The 18144-nt window shown below is 66.1% G+C and carries 12 protein-coding genes; 3 read left to right on the top strand and 9 right to left on the bottom strand.

All coding sequences use genetic code 11. From position 1 onward, the window contains the following. The first annotated feature begins 39 nt into the window (after nt 1-39). From ACZ5TO_RS13430 to ACZ5TO_RS13420, 3 genes are read left to right on the top strand one after another with little or no spacing between them, the layout of a single operon-like run. Nucleotides 40-384 (top strand): sarcosine oxidase subunit delta, encoded by a 345-nt coding sequence (locus ACZ5TO_RS13430; RefSeq protein ID WP_464798429.1) that lies wholly within the window; start codon nt 40-42, stop codon nt 382-384. Further along, nucleotides 381-3374 carry a sarcosine oxidase subunit alpha gene (locus ACZ5TO_RS13425; RefSeq protein WP_464798428.1) on the top strand — a complete coding sequence of 998 codons (2994 nt, stop codon included), beginning with the start codon at nt 381-383 and terminating at the stop codon, nt 3372-3374. The genes ACZ5TO_RS13430 and ACZ5TO_RS13425 overlap by 4 nt, the downstream gene beginning before the upstream one ends. Next, nucleotides 3367-3915 (top strand): sarcosine oxidase subunit gamma, encoded by a 549-nt coding sequence (locus tag ACZ5TO_RS13420; RefSeq protein WP_464798427.1) that lies wholly within the window; start codon nt 3367-3369, stop codon nt 3913-3915. Before ACZ5TO_RS13425 ends, ACZ5TO_RS13420 begins: the two co-directional genes overlap by 8 nt. 166 nt (nt 3916-4081) lie before the next feature. On the opposite strand, the gene ACZ5TO_RS13415 is transcribed toward ACZ5TO_RS13420, so the two are convergent. The 9 genes from ACZ5TO_RS13415 to ACZ5TO_RS13375 form a co-directional block, all read right to left on the bottom strand. Next, nucleotides 4082-4570, bottom strand: a complete 489-nt coding sequence (locus ACZ5TO_RS13415; RefSeq protein ID WP_184143946.1) for a MaoC family dehydratase — start codon at nt 4568-4570, stop codon at nt 4082-4084. A gap of 62 nt (nt 4571-4632) precedes the next feature. Then, a complete protein-coding gene (glgX, locus tag ACZ5TO_RS13410; RefSeq protein WP_464798426.1) occupies nt 4633-6606 on the bottom strand; it encodes a glycogen debranching protein GlgX in 1974 nt (657 codons plus the stop codon). Between the two features lie 2 nt (nt 6607-6608). Next, a complete protein-coding gene (locus tag ACZ5TO_RS13405; RefSeq protein WP_464798425.1) occupies nt 6609-8240 on the bottom strand; it encodes an alpha-D-glucose phosphate-specific phosphoglucomutase in 1632 nt (543 codons plus the stop codon). A gap of 4 nt (nt 8241-8244) precedes the next feature. Then, on the bottom strand, nt 8245-9684 hold the full coding sequence (gene glgA, locus ACZ5TO_RS13400) for a glycogen synthase GlgA (RefSeq protein ID WP_464798424.1): 1440 nt from the start codon (nt 9682-9684) through the stop codon (nt 8245-8247). Nucleotides 9685-9691: 7 nt separating this feature from the next. Next, a complete protein-coding gene (gene glgC, locus ACZ5TO_RS13395; protein ID WP_184143955.1) occupies nt 9692-10954 on the bottom strand; it encodes a glucose-1-phosphate adenylyltransferase in 1263 nt (420 codons plus the stop codon). Between the two features lie 70 nt (nt 10955-11024). Then, a complete protein-coding gene (glgB, locus tag ACZ5TO_RS13390; protein ID WP_464798423.1) occupies nt 11025-13238 on the bottom strand; it encodes a 1,4-alpha-glucan branching protein GlgB in 2214 nt (737 codons plus the stop codon). Further along, nucleotides 13238-15697 (bottom strand): glycogen/starch/alpha-glucan phosphorylase, encoded by a 2460-nt coding sequence (locus ACZ5TO_RS13385; protein WP_343059475.1) that lies wholly within the window; start codon nt 15695-15697, stop codon nt 13238-13240. Before ACZ5TO_RS13385 ends, glgB begins: the two co-directional genes overlap by 1 nt. 193 nt (nt 15698-15890) lie before the next feature. Beyond that, complete coding sequence (locus ACZ5TO_RS13380) at nt 15891-17045, bottom strand: vWA domain-containing protein (RefSeq protein ID WP_464798422.1); 1155 nt, start codon at nt 17043-17045, stop codon at nt 15891-15893. A gap of 213 nt (nt 17046-17258) precedes the next feature. After that, nucleotides 17259-18143 carry a transglutaminase family protein gene (locus ACZ5TO_RS13375; protein WP_464798421.1) on the bottom strand — a complete coding sequence of 295 codons (885 nt, stop codon included), beginning with the start codon at nt 18141-18143 and terminating at the stop codon, nt 17259-17261. Nucleotide 18144 lies beyond the last annotated feature (1 nt).

Here is an 18144-nt window from a genome sequence, read left to right as displayed (position 1 = left end):
GCGGCCGAAGGCCGGCCGGCGCGGGACAGGAGAAACCCGATGCTTCTCATCTACTGCCCCTACTGCGAGGAAGAGCGCTCCGAGCTCGAATTCCGCCACGGCGGCGATGCGCATATCGCCCGCCCGACCAACATCGCCGATGTCACCGACGCGGAATTCGAGGATTACTTCTTCCTGCGCGACAACCCGAAGGGCCTGATCTTCGAGCGCTGGCGCCATATCCATGGCTGCGGGCGCTTCTTCAACGCCGCGCGCGATACGGTGAGCGACAAGTTCTACATGAGCTACAAGGCCGGCGAGCCGAAGCCGTACATCCCCGGCGTTTCGCCCGCCTCGGAAAGAACCGTCGAAACCTATGAAGCCACGGAAGGAACCGCGAAATGAGCGGCGCTAATCGCATTGCCGGTCAGGGCCGACTGACGCCCGCCAGGACGGCGCGTTTCACCTTCGACGGAAAGACGTTCGACGCGCTCGAAGGCGATACCGTCGCCTCCGCGCTGCTTGCCAACGGCGTGCACCTCGTCGGCCGCTCGTTCAAGTACCACCGCCCGCGCGGCATCCTTTCGGCCGGGCCGGAAGAGCCGAACGCGCTCGTCGACGTCTCGCGGGACGCCGCCCGCCGCCAGCCGAACGTGCGCGCGCCGGTGCAGGAAGTCTTCGACGGCATGAAGGTGGAATCGCAGAACCGCTTCCCCTCGCTCGCCTTCGATATCGGCGGCATCAATAACCTGATGTCGCCGTTCTTCGCGGCCGGCTTCTACTACAAGACCTTCATGTGGCCGAAGGCGGCCTGGGAGAAGCTCTACGAGCCCTTCATCCGTAAGGCCGCCGGCCTCGGCGTCGCGCCGACGGAGGAGGACCCGGACCACTATGCCAGCCGCTATGCCTATTGCGACGTGCTGATCGCCGGCGCCGGTGTCGCCGGCCTTTCGGCGGCGCTTGCCGCCGCCGAAGCGGGCGCCCGCGTGATCCTCGTCGACGAGCAGCCGGAAGTCGGCGGTGCGCTGCACTACGACCTGTCGGTGAAGATCGACGGCCAGAACGGCTACGACTGGGCGCAGGCGACGGCTGCGAAGCTGAAGGCGATGGAGAACGTCACCGTCCTTACCCGCACGACGGCCTTCGGCTACTACAACCACAACTTCGTCGGCCTCGTCGAGCGCGTCACGGATCACCTTGCGCGCCCCGACAAGAAGCTGCCGCGCGAGCGGCTGTGGCAGGTCCGCGCCAAGCGCGTCATCCTTGCCACCGGCTCCATCGAGCGGCACATGGTGTTCGCCAACAACGACCGGCCGGGCATCATGCTCGCCTCGGCGGCGCGCACCTATCTCAACCATTTCGGCGTCGCCGTCGGCCGCAAGGTCGGCGTCTATACGGCGAACGATTCGGCCTATGAGGCCGCCTTCGACCTGAAGCGCGCTGGCGTCACCGTCGCCGCCATCGTCGACAACCGCGAAAAGCCCGGCGAGGGCGTGCTTGCCGAAGCCCGCAAGCTCGGCATCGAGGTGCTGGCCGGCCATTCGGTCGTCGACACCAAGGGCAAGCTCCGCGTCTCCTCCATGTCGGTCGCGCGCAACGGCGGCGGCTCGGCGCGCTCGATCCCGATCGATGCGCTCCTGATGTCGGCCGGCTGGACGCCCTCCGTCCACCTCTTCTCGCAGTCGCGCGGCAAGGTCGCCTACGACGCGGCCACCGGCCGCTTCCTGCCGGGCACCTATGCGCAGGATTGCCTTTCGGTCGGCTCGTGCAACGGCACGGACGGCCTGCAGGCGACCATCGAGGAGGGGCTTGCCGCGGGCGAGCTGATGGCCCGCGCCACCGGCCACGAGGGCGGCGGCAAGGTCGAGCTTTCCGGCGAGAACGCCTTCGAATGGACCGGCGGGATGGCAGGCAGCGGCGAGGGCGCCGGGGTCGACACGACCGTCAAGGCCTTCGTCGACTTCCAGAACGACGTCTGCGCCAAGGATATCCGCCTTGCCGTGCGCGAGGGCATGCACTCGATCGAGCACATCAAGCGCTTCACCACCAACGGCATGGCGACGGACCAGGGCAAGCTCTCCAACATCCACGGCCTTGCCATCGCATCCGAAGTCTTGAACCGCGAGATCCCGAAGATCGGCCTCACCACCTTCCGCGCGCCCTATACGCCCGTCACCTTCGGCGCGCTGATCAGCCATTCGCGCGGCGACCTGTTCGATCCGGCCCGCAAGACGCCGATGCATGCCTGGGAGGAGGCGCACGGTGCCGTCTTCGAGGATGTCGGCAACTGGAAGCGCGCCTGGTACTATCCGCGCTCGGGCGAGACCATGCACGACGCGGTCAACCGCGAGTGCCGCACGGTGCGCAGCGCCGCCGGGGTCTTCGACGCCTCGACGCTCGGCAAGATCGAGGTCGTCGGCCCGGATGCTGCCGAGTTCATGAACCTCATGTACACCAATGGCTGGGATACGCTGAAGCCCGGCCGCTGCCGCTACGGCATCATGCTGCGCGAGGACGGCTTCATCTATGACGACGGCGTCGTCGGCCGCCTTTCGGAGGACCGTTTCCACGTCACCACCACGACGGGCGGCGCGCCGCGCGTCATGCACCACATGGAAGACTATCTCCAGACGGAGTTCCCGCACCTCAAGGTCTGGCTGACGTCCACCACAGAACAGTGGGCGGTCATCGCCGTGCAGGGCCCGAAGGCGCGCGAGATCCTCGAGCCGCTCGTCGAGGGCATCGACATGTCGAACGAGGCCTTCCCGCACATGAGCGTGCGCGAGGGCAAGTTCTGCGGCGTGCCGACCCGGCTCTTCCGCATGTCCTTCACCGGGGAAGCCGGCTACGAAGTCAACGTGCCGGCCGACTACGGAGAGGCCGTCTGGGAGGCCATCTGGGCGCGCGCCGAACCGCTCGGCGCCTGCGCCTACGGCACGGAGACGATGCACGTCCTTCGCGCCGAGAAGGGCTACATCATCGTCGGCCAGGATACGGACGGCACGGTCACGCCCTATGACGCCAGCCTCGCCTGGGCCGTCTCGAAGAAGAAGACGGACTTCGTCGGCATCCGCGGCCTCAAGCGGCCGGACCTCGTCAAGGAGGGCCGCAAGCAGCTCGTCGGCCTCCTGACGAAGGACCCGAAGGTGGTGCTGGAGGAGGGTGCGCAGATCGTCGCCGATCCGAACGAGCCGAAGCCGATGACCATGCTCGGCCACGTCACCTCGTCCTACTGGTCGGAGAACTGCGGCCGGTCGATCGCCATGGCGCTCGTCGCCGGCGGCCAGGCCCGCATGGGCCAGACGCTCTACGTGCCGATGCCCGACCGCACCATCGCGGTCGAGGTCAGCGACATGGTCTTTGTCGACAAGGAAGGAGGACGCCTCAATGGCTGATCACGCTCTCCGCAAGGCGCCGCTGGCCGGCCGCCATGGCGGCTCCGCCGGCGCGCGCGTCACGCCCGCCGCCCCCGCAACCCGCCTCTCGCTGCGGGCCGGCGCCGATGCGCTCGGTGCCCTGTCGGCCGCCTTCGGCCTGACGCTGCCGACGCGGCCGAAGACCTCGGCATCGGCGAACGGCCGCCACGCGCTCTGGCTTGGCCCGGACGAGTGGCTGCTGATCGACGAGAACGAGGCGGACCTGATGGCGCTTGCCGCAAGCTCGGGCGTCCTGCATTCGGCCGTGGACGTCTCCCACCGCAACACGGCGATCCTCGTTTCCGGCCCGCATGCGGCCGGCGCGATCGCCAGCGGCTGCCCGCTCGACCTCGGCAACGCGATCTTCCCGGTAGGGGCCGCGGCGCGCACGGTGCTCGGCAAGATCGAGGTGGTGGTGTTCCGCCCCGGCGAGGAGGACTACCGCGTCGAGTGCTGGCGCTCGTTCTCCCCCTACGCCTTCGGCCTTCTTGTCGAGGGTGCGGAAGACGCGGGGCTCTGATATTCCGGCGTTTGGGTGGAGGCATGCCCCTCACCCTAACCCTCTCCCCGCAAGCAGGGAGAGGGGACTTGCCCCGCGAACCGGCATTGTTTGAGGAATACGGTGCAGCATATCCCTTCGCCCCGCTTGCGGGGAGAAGGTGGCGGCAGCCGGATGAGGGGCGCTTTTATACGTCCTCCGGCCGGTCCTTCGGATCGAACTGCACGATGGTGATCCATTCGGCCGTCAGCGCCGGTTTGCGCTCGTCCTCGATCTCGACCGAGACGTTGTAGCGGATCGTCACCATGCCGGCGCCGCGGAAGCGGGCCTCGTCGAGGGAGAAGCGGCCGCGAACGCGTGCGCCGCTCTTCACCGGCGTGATGAAGCGGACCTTCTCGAAACCGTAGTTGATGCCCATCGTCTGCTCGATGATGCGCGGCACGCAGTCGAAGTTCATCGCCGAAAGCAGCGAGAGCGTCAGGAAGCCGTGGGCGATGGTGCCGCCGAAGGGCGTTTCCGCCGCCGCGCGCACGGGATCGGTGTGGATGAACTGGTGGTCCTCCGTCGCACCGGCGAAACGGTCGATCATCGTCTGGTCCACGGTGAACCAGCGCGACACGCCGAGTTCCGTCCCCACGAGCGCTGCAACATCTTTCAAATGGATACTGGCTGGCATCTGGCTTTCCACTGGTCGATCTGCGTCCCTTCTAGAGGGACGTTCCATCGGGGCAACGAATTTCAGTATCTTTCGACAAAAATTTCCACCGCCCTTGCGGAAAGAAGACCCGTTTCGGGAAGGCTTGCGGAAAGCAGGCTCACCCAGTCCCGGCCCTTCGAGGGAGGCAGCGTGAAGGGCTGTCCGGCATGGGTGCGGTTGACGGCGATGGCGAGATGCACGCTGCGCTTCTGCTCGGTGTCCATCGTTTCGAGGAGCAGGAGGAGGGTGCCCGCAAGCGGCGCCTCCCAGTCCGCGACGCTCATCGGCGTGCCGGCAGGCGTCAGCCATTCGATATCGCCCACGCCGGTGAAGAACGCCGTCTTACCGAGCGCGGGGAAGCGCCGGCGGATCGCCGAGAGCATGGCGGCATGCTCGACGAGGCCGTCGTCCAGCCGGTCCCAGTGCATCCAGGTGATGGCGTTGTCCTGGCAATAGGCGTTGTTGTTGCCGCCCTGGCTGCGCCCGCCCTCGTCGCCCGCCGTCAGCATGATCGTGCCGTGCGAGAGGAAGAGGGTCGACAGCAGGGCCTTCACATCCGCCCGGCGGGCGGAAAGCACGGCGCCGTCCGTGGTTGCGCCCTCCAAGCCGTTGTTCCAGGAATGGTTCTCGTTGTGGCCGTCGCGGTTGTCCTCGCCGTTCGCCTCGTTGTGCTTCGCCGTGTGCGAGACGAGGTCCATCAGCGTGAAGCCGTCATGGGCAGCGAGGAAATTGACGGTGCGCGTCTCCTCGTGGCCGTGGCGGGAGAAGATGTCGGAGGAGCCGGCGAAGGCCGTGGCGAAGGCGCCGAGCATGTGGCTGTCACCGCGCCAGAACATACGCATGTCGTCGCGGTAGCGGTCGTTCCATTCGAGGAAGGGGGCCGGGAAATTGCCGAGCTGGTAACCGCCCGGGCCGATGTCCCAGGGCTCGGCGATGAGCACGCGGTCCTTCAAGAGCGGATCGGCGCAGATCTCGGTCAGGAGCGCCGCGCGGGCGGAAAAGCCGTCCGCCCCGCGGCCGAGAATGGTGGCGAGGTCGAAACGGAAGCCGTCGACGCCGGCATGGCGCACGAAATGGCGGAGGCTGTCGAGCACGAGCTGGCGGACCACCGGGTTCTCGCCGGCGATCGTGTTGCCGCAGCCCGTGTCGTTGATCAGCTCGCCGGGGCGGTCCGGCACATGGCGGTAATAGGTCAGGTTGTCGAGGCCGCGCATGGAGAGCGTCGCGCCGCGCCGGTCGCTCTCGCCGGAATGGTTGAAGACGAGGTCGAGGATCACGCCGATGCCTTCGGCGCGCAGCGCGGCGACCGTATCGGCGAGCTCCTTCATGCCGCCGGGCGCAAGGCGCGGGTCGAGCGCCATCAGGGCGATGGGATTGTAGCCCCAGCTGTTGGAAAGGCCGAGCGGCGGCAGGTGGCGCTCGTCGATCCAGGCGGTGACCGGCATCAGCTCGACGGCATCGACGCCGAGGCGTTTCAGATGCGCGAGGACGGCGGGATGGGCGAGCGCGCCGATGGTGCCGCGCATCGCCTCGGGCACTTGCGGGTGCAGCATGGTGAAGGATCGCACGGCGATCTCGTAGACGAAGCCGCCGGGGCGGAAGAGCGGCGCATGGAGCGCCGCCGGCCGGTCGCGGGTGACGACGGCCTTCGGCACGATATCCGCCGTCTCTGCGCCGAAGACCGTCAGCCGCCCGTCATGAACGAAGGGGCGGTCGAGTTCCTTGGCATAGGGATCGACAAGGAGCTTCGCCGGGTCGAACCAGAGGCCGTGGTCCGGCGAATGGATGCCGTCGGCGCGGAAGCCGTAGCGGGTGCCCTCCGCCGCGCCCTCCACGAAGACGCGGTGGAAGCCGGCTTCGTCGCGGCCCATGGCGAGGCGGGCGAGTTCCTTGTCGCCGTCGTTGTCGAACAGGCAGAGCGCGACGCTCGCCGCATCGCGCGAATAGACCGCGAATTCCACCCCGTCCCCGGAGAGCGTGGCGCCCGGCGCGAAGGAAGGGGCGGTGAGGATCATGGTCAGGTGATCACGCTGGGTTCGTTGCGGCCGGTGCGCGCCTTGATGCCGGCGATCTCGTCGGCGACCGCGATGAGGTCGGCCAGCGCCTCCTGCGTGTCGATGTCGTGGCGGGCGGCATCCGGCTCGAAACGCTCGATATAGACGCGCAGCGTGGCGCCGGACGTGCCGGTGCCGGAGAGGCGGAAGACGACGCGCGAGCCGCCTTCGAAGAGGATGCGGATGCCCTGGTTCCTGCTGACGGACTGGTCGACCGGGTCATGATAGGCGAAGTCGTCCGCGGTCTCGACCTTGAGGGCGCCGAACGACTTGCCGGGAAGGACGGCGAGCTGGTTGCGCAGGTTGTCGATCAGGCCGTTCGCGGCATTGCTGTCGACCTCCTCGTAGTCGTGGCGGGAATAGTAGTTGCGCCCGTAGGTCGCCCAGTGCTTGCGGACGATGTCGATGACGCTTTCCCTGCGCACGGCGAGGATGTTGAGCCAGAGGAGGACCGCCCAGAGGCCGTCCTTCTCGCGCACATGGTTGGAGCCGGTGCCGGCGCTCTCCTCGCCGCAGATCGTGGCAAGGCCGGCGTCGAGCAGGTTGCCGAAGAACTTCCAGCCGGTCGGCGTCTCGTAGATGCCGATGCCGAGCTTTTCCGCCACCCTGTCGGCCGCGCCGGAGGTCGGCATGGAGCGGGCGATGCCGGCAAGGCCCCTGGCATAGCCGGGGGCGAGATGCGCGTTGGCGGCAAGCATGGCGAGGCTGTCAGAGGGGGTGACGAAGATGCCCCGGCCGATGATGAGGTTGCGGTCGCCGTCGCCGTCGGAAGCCGCGCCGAAATCGGGCGCATCGTCGGCCATCATCGTCTCGTAGAGGGCGCGGGCGTGGACGAGGTTCGGATCCGGATGGTGGCCGCCGAAATCGGGCAGCGGCACGAAATTCAGCACCGAGCCCTTGGCCGCGCCGAGGCGGTTTTCGAGGATCTCCTTGGCATAGGGGCCGGTTACGGCGCTCATGGCGTCGAAGACGATGCGGAAGCCGCCGGCAAGCAGCGCGCGGATCGCCTTGAAGTCGAAGAGGCTTTCCATCAGCTCGGCATAGTCGGCGACCGGGTCGATGACCGTCACCGTCATGCCCTCGATCTCGTGGGTGCCTTCGAGGTCGAGGTTGACGTCCGGCACGTCGGCGATCCTGTAGCTGTCGATCGCCTTGGTGCGGGCGAAGATGGCATCGGTGATCTTCTCCGGCGCCGGGCCGCCGTTGCCGATATTGTACTTGATGCCGAAGTCCTCGGTCGGGCCGCCCGGATTGTGGCTGGCCGAGAGCACGATACCGCCGAAGGCCTTGTTCTTGCGGATAACGTTGGAGGCGGCGGGGGTGGACAGGATGCCGCCGCGGCCGACCAGCACGCGGCCGAAGCCGTTGGCGGCGGCCATCTTGATGGCGAGCTGGATGACCTCGCGGTTATAGAAACGGCCGTCGCCGCCGACCACCAGCGTCTGCCCCTCGAAACCTTCGAGCGAATCGAAGATCGACTGGATGAAGTTCTCCGCATAGTTCTTCTGCTGGAAGACGGGGACCTTCTTGCGCAGGCCCGAGGTGCCGGGCTTCTGGTCGGTATAGGGCGTGGTCGATACGGTCTTTATGGTCATCGGCTCATACTCGCGAAAGAAGGCTGGAATAAAGGTCGGCATAGCGCACGGCGCTGTTTTCCCAGGAGACGTCGGACTTCATGCCCTGGTTCTGGATGCGGGCCCAGACTTTCGGCTCGCGCCAGGCCTTGAAGACGCGGCGCAGCGCCTGGCGCAGGCCCTCGGCATTGATCGGCGTGAACTGGAAGCCCGTGGCGACGCGGGCGGAAAGGGCGGCCTCGTTGGCGTCGATGACGGTATCGGCAAGCCCGCCGGTGCGCGCGACGACGGGAATGCAGCCGTAGCGCAGGCCGTAGAGCTGGGTGAGGCCGCACGGTTCGAAGCGCGAGGGGATGAGGATCGCGTCGGCGCCGGCCTGCATGAGGTGCGACAGCGGCTCGTTGTAGCCGATGACGATGCCGATGCGCCCGCGGTGGCGCGAGGCGGCGGCGAGCAGCGCGCCTTCGAGGCCCTGGTCGCCCGAGCCGAGCACGGCAAGCTTGCCGCCCTGGCTGACGATCCAGTCGGCGGCCTCGGCGATGAGGTCGATGCCCTTCTGCCAGGTGAGGCGGCTGATGATGCAGAAGATCGGCCCGTCGTCCTGTTCGAGGCTGAACCGCTCGGCGAGCGCCCGCCGGTTGGCCGCCCGCTGCTTCAGCGAGCCGGCGGCATAGGTGCGGGCGACATGCGGGTCGGTCTCCGGGTTCCACACATCGGTGTCGATGCCGTTGACGATGCCGACGAGGTCGCTCGCGCGGGCATTGATCAGGCCTTCGAGGCCCATGCCGTATTCCGGCGTCATGATCTCGTGGGCGTAGGTGGGGCTGACGGTGGTGATCGACCAGGCGGTGCGAAGGCCGCCCTTGAGGAAGCCGACATCGCCGTAATATTCGAGCCCGTCGACCGTGAAGGCCTCCGGCGGCAGGCCGAGCTCGGGGAAGATGTCCGCGCCGAACTGGCCCTGGAAGGCGAGGTTGTGCACCGTCACGACGGTCGGAATGTGCTGGAGGCCGGTATAGCGCATGTAGACGGCGGTCATCGCCGCCTGCCAGTCGTGGGCGTGCACGACATGCGGCTGCCAGCCGGGCAGGAGGCCGCGGGCGATCTCGGCGCCCGCGAAGGAAAGGGCGGCGAAGCGCTGCCAGTTGTCGACGAAGTCCTTGCCGGTGGCATCCGTATAGGGTCCGCCCGGGCGGTCGAAGAAGTCGGGCGCGTCGAGGACGAGGATGTCGAGGCCCTCGTGCCGGGCCGCGAGGATGCGGGCCGGCACGCCGAGGAGGTCGTCGAAGGTGGCGACCGTCTCGACCTTGTCCAGCCGCTGCATGACCGCGGGATAGCCGGGCATGAGGGTGCGCATGTGCACCCCATGCCCGGCAAGCGCGATCGGCAATGCGCCGGCGACGTCGGCGAGGCCTCCCGTCTTGATGAGCGGGAATACTTCGGATGCCACCGAAAGGATGTTCATTTCCGGGCTATAGCTCCAGCTTGTCGATCATGGTCTGGGTGATGAGGCAGATGCCGTTCTCCGAGCGGCGGAAGCGCCGGGCGTCGAGTTCCGGGTCCTCGCCGACGATAAGGCCTTCCGGGATGACGACGCGGCTGTCGATGACGACGTTCCTGAGCTGCGCGTGGCGGCCGATCATCACGTTGGGAAGCACCACCGCCCCTTCGAGGCGCGAATAGGAATTGGCGCGCACCCCGGTGAAGAGAAGGCTGCGGTGCAGCGTCGAGCCGGAGATGATGCAATCGCCCGAGACCAGCGAGGAGATCGCCGAGCCGCGGCGGTTCTCGTCGTCGTGCACGAACTTGGCCGGCGGCGTGATCTCCGCATAGGTCCAGATCGGCCAGGAGCTGTCGTAGATGTCGAGTTCCGGCGTGATGTCGGTGAGGTCGATATTGGCCTGCCAGTAGGCGTCGATGGTGCCGACGTCGCGCCAGTAGGCCTCGCGCTCGAAATCCGAGCGCACGCAGGAGGCGGTGAAGCGGTGGGCGACGGCTTTGCCGTGCTCGACGATATAGGGGATGATGTCCTTGCCGAAGTCGCGGCTGGAGGTCGGGTCGGCCGCGTCGCGCCGCAGGAGGTCCATCAGGAACTTCGTGTGGAAGACGTAGATGCCCATGGAGGCGAGCGCCATGTCGGGATTGCCGGGAATGCCCGGCGGGTCGGCCGGCTTTTCCACGAAGGCGATGATCTCGTCCTTCTCGTCGACATGCATGACGCCGAAGCCGGTCGCTTCCATGCGCGGCACTTCCAGGCAGCCGATGGTGACCTGCGCGCCGGAATCGACGTGCTGCTGGAGCATCAGCTCGTAGTCCATCTTGTAGATATGGTCGCCGGCGAGGATGACCATGTACTCGACGCCGTAATCCTCGATGATGTCGATGTTCTGGTAGACGGCGTCGGCGGTGCCTTCGTACCATTGCGTCTCGGAGACGCGCTGGCTGGCCGGCAGGATGTCGAAACTCTCGTTTCGTTCCGGGCGGAAGAAGTTCCAGCCGCGCTGCATGTGGCGGATCAGCGAATGGGCCTTGTACTGGGTCGCCACCCCGATGCGGCGAATACCGGAATTCAGCGCATTGGAAAGCGCGAAATCGATGATGCGGGCCTTGCCGCCAAAATGGACGGCGGGCTTGGCGCGCCGGTCGGTCAGTTCCTTCAGGCGGCTGCCGCGCCCGCCCGCCAGCACATAGGCCATCGCATCACGGGCGAGGGGTTGAATGCGCTTTTGCTCCATGGTGTCTCCTCCCGACGAGAGCAGGTCCGGCAAATGTTTCTGTCCGGAGCTGCGTCAAATTCCCTCTTGTTCAAGCGTCCAGCTCGAGCATCAGCGTCGCCAGCGGCGGCAGCGTGATCGTGGCCGCAATCCTTCCTGTTGCCTGTCTTCTCGCCTCGACGGCGCCGCCGTTCCCCTTGCCGCTGCCGCCGTAGATCTCGGCGTCCGTGTTGAGGATTTCCCGCCACCGGCCCTCCGCCGGCAGCGGCACGGCGTAGTTCTCGCGGTAGACGGGGGTGAAGTTGGTGACGACGGCGATGGGCTTTTCGCCCGGCGCCTTGCGCAGCCAGGCGAAGACCGAATTGTCGCGGTCGTCGGCGATCAGCCATTCGAAGCCGTCGCCCTCGCAGTCGCGGGCGTGCAGCGCCGCCTTGCGGCGATAGGTACCGTTGAGGTCGCGCACGAGGCGGCGCATGCCCTCGTGCAGCGGGTATTCGAGGAGATTCCAGTCGAGCGAGCGCGCTTCGCTCCATTCCTGCCATTGCGCGAATTCCTGGCCCATGAACAGCAGCTTCTTGCCGGGATAACCCCACATGAAGCCGTAATAGGCGCGGAGGTTCGCGAATTTCTGCCAGTCGTCGCCGGTCATCTTGGCGATCAGCGAGCCCTTGCCGTGCACCACCTCGTCATGGGAGAGCGGCAGCACGAAGTTCTCCGTGAAGGCATAGAGCAGGCCGAAGGTCATGTCGTTGTGGTGGAACTTGCGGTGCACCGGCTCGCGCGAGAGATATTGCAGCGTGTCGTGCATGAAGCCCATGTTCCACTTGAAGCCGAAGCCGAGGCCGCCGTCATGGACGGGCGCGGAGACCTTCGGCCAGGAGGTGGATTCCTCGGCGATCGTCAGGATGCCGGGATGGCCGGCATAGACGTGGGCGTTCATGGACTGGAGGAAGCGGACGGCCTCCAGGTTCTCGTTGCCGCCGTACTCGTTCGGCACCCATTCGCCGTGCTTTCGCGAATAGTCGAGGTAGAGCATGGAGGCGACGGCATCGACGCGCAGGCCGTCGAGATGGAACTTCTCGGCCCAGTAGAGCGCGTTGTTGATGAGGTAGGAGAGCACCTCGGCGCGGCCGAAATTGTAGATCGCCGTGTTCCAGTCGGGGTGGAAGCCCTGCCGCGGGTCGGCGTGCTCGTAGAGCGCGGTGCCGTCGAAGTGGCCGAGGCCATGGGCATCCGTCGGGAAATGCGCCGGCACCCAGTCGAGGATGACGCCGATGCCGACCTTGTGGCAGCCGTTGACGAAGCGGGCGAAGCCTTCCGGCTCGCCGAAGCGGGCGGTGGGCGAATAAAGGCCCGTCGTCTGGTAGCCCCAGGACGGGTCGAAGGGATATTCGGAGATCGGCAGGAACTCGATATGGGTGAAGCCCATGTCGACGCAATAGGGGATCAGCCGGTCGGCAAGCTCGTCCCAGGTGAGGAAGCTGCCGTTGTCGTGCCGCTGCCAGGAGCCGGCATGGACCTCGTAGATCGAGATCGGCTGGCGGCGCGCGTCGGCGGCGGCCCAGTGCGCAAGATGCGCCTCGTCCTCCCAGACCTGCTCGATCGGGCCGGTCGTCATGGAGGCGTTGGCGGGGCGCAGTTCCGAGCGGCGGGCGAAGGGATCCGCCTTCAGCGGCAGCACCTCGCCCTGCGCGCCGACGATCTCGAACTTGTAGGCATGGCCCTCGGCGATGCCGGGCAGGAAGATTTCCCAGATGCCGGTATCCCGGCGAAGGCGCATCGGATTGCGCCGCCCGTCCCATTCGTTGAAATTGCCGACGACGGAGACGCGCCGGGCGTTCGGCGCCCAGACGGCGAAATGGAAGCCGTCGACGCCTTCGAGCGTCATCGGATGGGCGCCCATCTTGTCGAAGAGGCGAAGGTGCGAGCCCTCGCGGATATAGTAGTCGTCCATCGGGCCGAGGACCGGGCCGAAGCTGTAGGGGTCCGTCACCACCCACTCGCCGCCCTCGTTGCGGGCGCGGTAGCGGACCGGCTGGAGCTTGCGCAGGGAAACCTCGCCGGCGAAGATGCCGTCCGGATGGATTTGCGTGAGCGTGCCGATCTGCCTGCCGGAAAGCGTTTCGGCGGTTACCTCCGCGGCGCCGGGCAGGAAGCAACGGGTGACGTACCTGTCGCCCTCGGCATGGGGGCCGAGGACGGCGAAGGGGTCCCAGTGCCGTCCTTCCAGGATTGCGTCGATGTCCGTCTTCGCCAGAAGCTCTGACGGTGTTTCCGTCGTGCCTTTTTTCGGCGGTGCGGTCATCAGGCTCCCCAGATTTCCTTGGCGTATTGGCGAATTGTACGGTCTGAGGAGAACCATCCCATGCGGGCTGTGTTCCGTATCGTCTTGGAATACCAGGTGGGCTTGTCGCTCCACAGGGCATCCACCTCGCGCTGGGCCTTGGAATAGGCGTCGAAATCGGCTGCCACCATGAACCAGTCGTGATTGTAGATACCGTCGACGAGACCCGTGAAGCGGCCGCGGTCGTCCGGCGAGAAGACGCCGGAGGAAATGGCGGCGAGCGCCTGCGACAATTCCCTCGACTGCTCGATGATGGCGCGGGGATTGTGGCCCTCGGCGCGCACCTTTGCCACTTCCTCGGCGGTCATGCCGAAGATGACGATGTTTTCCGCGCCGACATGGTCGCGCATCTCGACATTGGCGCCGTCGAGCGTGCCGATGGTCAGCGCGCCGTTGAGCGCGAACTTCATGTTGCCGGTGCCGGAGGCTTCCATGCCGGCCGTCGAGATCTGCTCGGAAAGGTCGGCGGCGGGAACCATGATCTCGGCGAGCGAGACGTTGTAGTTCGGGACGAAGACGACCTTGAGGAGGCCGCGCACGGCCGGGTCGTTGTTGATCACCTTGGCAACGTCGTTGGCGAGCTTGATGATCAGCTTGGCGTTGTGGTAGCTCGGCGCCGCCTTGCCCGCGAAGAGTTTTACGCGCGGCACCCAGTCGAGTTCGGGATGCGAGCGGATCTGGTCGTAGAGCGCCACGGCCTCGATGATGTTGAGGAGCTGGCGCTTGTATTCGTGGATGCGCTTGATCTGGATGTCGAACATGGCGGCCGGATCGATGCGCACGCCCATGCGGCTGCCGACGAGGTTGGCGAGGCGGTTCTTGTTCTCCCGCTTGATCTGCGCGAACTTCTCCTGGAAATCCTTGTCGTCGGCGAAGGGATCGAGCGCCTTCAGCGCCTCGGCATCGTCCATGAAGCCGTCGCCGATCGATTCGCGGATCAGGTTGAAGAGGCCGGGATTGCACTGCATCAGCCAGCGGCGCGGCGTGATGCCGTTCGTCTTGTTGTTGATGCGGTCGGGATAGAGCTTGTGCAGGTCCGCGAAGACCGTTTCCTTCATCAGGTCCGTGTGCAGCGCCGACACGCCGTTGATCGAATGGGAGCCGACGAAGGCGAGGTTGCCCATGCGCACGCGGCGCTCGCCCGATTCCTCGATCAGCGAGATGTTGCGGATGCGCTGGTCCTCGAAGCCCTTGTCCTTGCGGGCCTCGACGAGGATCTTGGCATTGATCGCATAGACGATCTGCATGTGGCGCGGCAGCAGGCGCTCGAAGAGCGGCACCGGCCAGCTTTCCAGCGCTTCCGGCAGGAGCGTGTGGTTGGTGTAGGCGAAGGTGCGGCGCGACAGGTCCCAGGCGATATCGAAATCGAGGCCGTGCACGTCGGTGAGGAGACGCACGAGCTCGGCGACGGAGACGGCGGGGTGCGTGTCGTTGAGCTGGATGGCGACGGCATCCGGCAGCGAGCTGAAATCGGGATATTGCTGGAGGTGGCGGCGCAGGATGTCCTGCAGCGAGGCCGAACAGAAGAAGAATTCCTGCCGCAGGCGCAATTCCTGCCCGGCGGGCGTGGCGTCGGCCGGATAGAGCACGCGCGTCAGGCTCTCCGCCTTGTTGCTCTCGCGCAGCGCCCCGATATGGTCGCCGGCGTTGAAGGCGTCGAGCAGGATCGGGTCGATGGGGTTCGCCGCCCACAGGCGCAGCGTGTTGACGCGCTTTGCCCGCCAGCCGACGGCCGGCGTGTCGTAGGCCGTGGCGATGACCCGCTCTGCCGGCTTCCAGACGAAGCGCTGCTTGTCCTCGCCGATGTTGATGGTCTCGACCGCGCCGCCGAAGCCGATCTCGTAGGAGCTTTCGCGGCGCTCGAATTCCCACGGATTGCCGTGGGCGAGCCAGGTTTCCGGCAGCTCCACCTGCCAGCCGTCCGCCATCTGCTGGCGGAAGAGGCCGTGCACGTAGCGGATGCCGTAGCCGTAGGCCGGCACGTCGACCGTCGCCATGCTCTCCATGAAGCAGGCGGCGAGGCGGCCGAGGCCGCCGTTGCCGAGCGCGGCGTCCGGCTCGATCTCCGCGATGACGTCGAGGTCGACGCCGAGCGAGGCGAGCGCGTGGCGCATTTCGTCCATGATGCCGATATTCGTCATGGCGTCGCGCATCAGGCGGCCGATGAGGAATTCGAGCGAGAGGTAATAGACGCGCTTGGCACCCGTCGAATAGGTGCGGCGGGTCGAATCCATCCACTTGTCGGTGATGCGGTCGCGCGCGACGAGGATGGCGGCGGTCAGCCAGTCATGCGGCTTGGCGACCTTGGGGTCCTTGCCGATACGGTATTTCAGACGTTCCAGAAGCTCTGTCGCGAGCTGTTCACGGTCAGATGAGCGGGGGGCGGGGGCTAGATCGTTGTTGGTAACCCGGTTCATCATCGGCGAACATTACCCCTTCGCATTTCGGGCCTCCGCCGACGCGGAAGCGGCGTTTAAATCAATTTATGCATCTATCCGAAGCGCTTGCAATATGCCTTCTCAAGAAAGGCCGCAGGTATTTCCGATATGCCTGAAACACGCAAAAGCCCGCCGCGCGGAGCGCAGCGGGCCGGTATGGAGAAGCGTTTCCGGCCTATTGGGTCAGGCGGGACATGGCGGAGGCTGCACTTTTGCCGATTTCCTCAAAGGCGGCGATGAGGCCGGCCATGTTCTTCGCCTCATAATAGTCCTCGGTGGTCGTCGCGCAGCTCTTCAGAAGCGTCTGGCCGCGCTTTGGGGCCATGAATGCGACCGTATAGACCCTGACGCCGGCCTTGCGGGCCGCGGTGCAGGACGCGAGCGTGTCGGTATCGGACTTGTTCGCCATGGCGTCGTTCGTCCACTGGTCGTAGCTCGTGTTCTCGCCGTCCGTCATGAAGAGGATGTACTTGACCGGCGTAAGGCCGCTCTTTTTCGCGTGAGCCGGGATTTCCGTTTCCTTGGACGTATCCGTCGGAGCGAGCTTTTCGAGCGCCTGTGCGAAGGCGGTGTGCGAATCCGTGCCGCCGCTGGTGGGATTGGGCAGCGCGTTGACGTAGTTGAGGACGCCCTTCGTTCCCCAGGCGAGCTTCGTTTCGGCCTGTGTCTGGTCGTTGTATGAAATGGCGCCGGTGCGCACATACTGTTTGGTCGGGTCGACCGTATCGAGCACCTTCACGAAGCCGGCCACTGCGGTCTTGAGGGCCTGTATCTTGCGGATGTAGCAAGGGCTCGACCACTTGGGATTCTTACCCCAGTTGTCTTCCGTAAAATTCTGGCAGGACGAGTTTACCGTGTCGATCTCGTCCGTCACGAAGGACATCGATCCGGACCGGTCCAGCACGAGGAACATGGACAGCGCATTCTTCGATCCCGTCGCGCTTTCGGACGTGCTGCTGGCTGCGACGACCGAGGACGTCTGGCCAAGCAGTCGGGTGAGCGGGTTGAACTGGACCGTATAGGAGGTGGCCACATTGACCTTGAACGCCTTGCCGCCACCGGCGATCGGCGTTTCCTCGATGTCGATCGCGGCGGTGGCTGCGGAGCCGTCGCTGTCGATCTGGCTGGTGGCCATCTGCGTCTTGAAGAAGTTCTCGGCGATTTCCTTCGCCTGGGCGACGGTCTTCTTGTCGTTGGAGAGGGCGGACGAAGCCGCGAGCGCCGCGGAGTCGGCGGCGTCCTGCAGTTCGGCGCGGGTCAGTACCATGTTGGTAAGGTCCATGGCGACGCCCCCTGCGGCGAGGATGACCGGCAGGGCAAAGGCCGTCATCAGGCCGAAATTGCCTCCGCGATCCCCCATGATCCGTGAGATCAGGCTTCGTTTTCCGGTCTTCTTCGTCATGAGAATCCACCCGCCATCGTCATAATGTGGGTGAAAGCTAGCAGCGAAGTGTTATTTAACGGTTCGGCGGCGTGGTATAGTTTTCGTAAAATTGCCGCGATCGCGAAATTCCGGTCTTTGCCGTTGTTTCCAAACGGGATTTCAGGCGGGCTGCAGCGGCACGACGTCCACCGCCTGGCTGGTGCGGTGCTGGCCGTAGCCCTTGAGAACGCCGATGACGGGCGCGACGTCGGCATAGTCGCGGCCGTAGGCGACGACGATGTGATCGGTGCCGGCGGGAATGTCGTTGGTGGGGTCGATCTCCACCCAGCCGTTCATGCGCCCGCACCAGCAGCGCACCCAGGCATGCATGGCGTCCGCCCCTTCCAGCCGCTCCTGTCCCGGCGGGGGAATGGTGCGCAGGAAGCCGCTGACATAGCCGGCGGGAATGCCGAGGCTCCTCAGCGCCACGATCATCACATGGGAAAAGTCCTGGCAGACGCCGCGCTTCAGCTTGAAGGCCTCGCGCGGGGTCGTGTCGACGCCCGTCGCCTTGGGGTCGTAGGTGAAGTCCTTGTGGATGCGTGCCGAGAGCGCCGCCGCGATGGCGCGCACCGTCATGTCCGGCCGGGCGACGGTGCGGGCATAGTTGGCGATCTCCGGGCAATCCTTCAGCCGCGGGCTCGGGCCGGTGTAATGGTGGGGCGAGGCGGGATCGAGCGACCAGCAGCCGGCGATCTCCCCGGCAAGATCGGCGACGCGCGGCGAGAAATCGGCCGCCGGCTCCGGCGCATCGACCTGCACGCGCGCATGCATGCGGATGTCGAGCTCCTCATGCGCGCTGCGGAAGAGGATGGCGCTCATCGGATTGCCGAAGAAATCGCGGTGGTCGACGCGCTCGCCGGGCTCCGGGGTGACGCCGACCGTGCCGGCGACGAGGCGCTGGCGGCCGGGGATGGACAGCGGCAGCACGCGCAGGATGTGCCGCCCGCCGGAGACGGGCGTGTCGTACCGGTAGCCTATATGGAGGTTGACGTCGTAGAGCATG

Source organism: Shinella sp. Sh6 (assembly GCF_055392685.1).
This window is presented reverse-complemented; position numbering and strand designations above follow the sequence as displayed.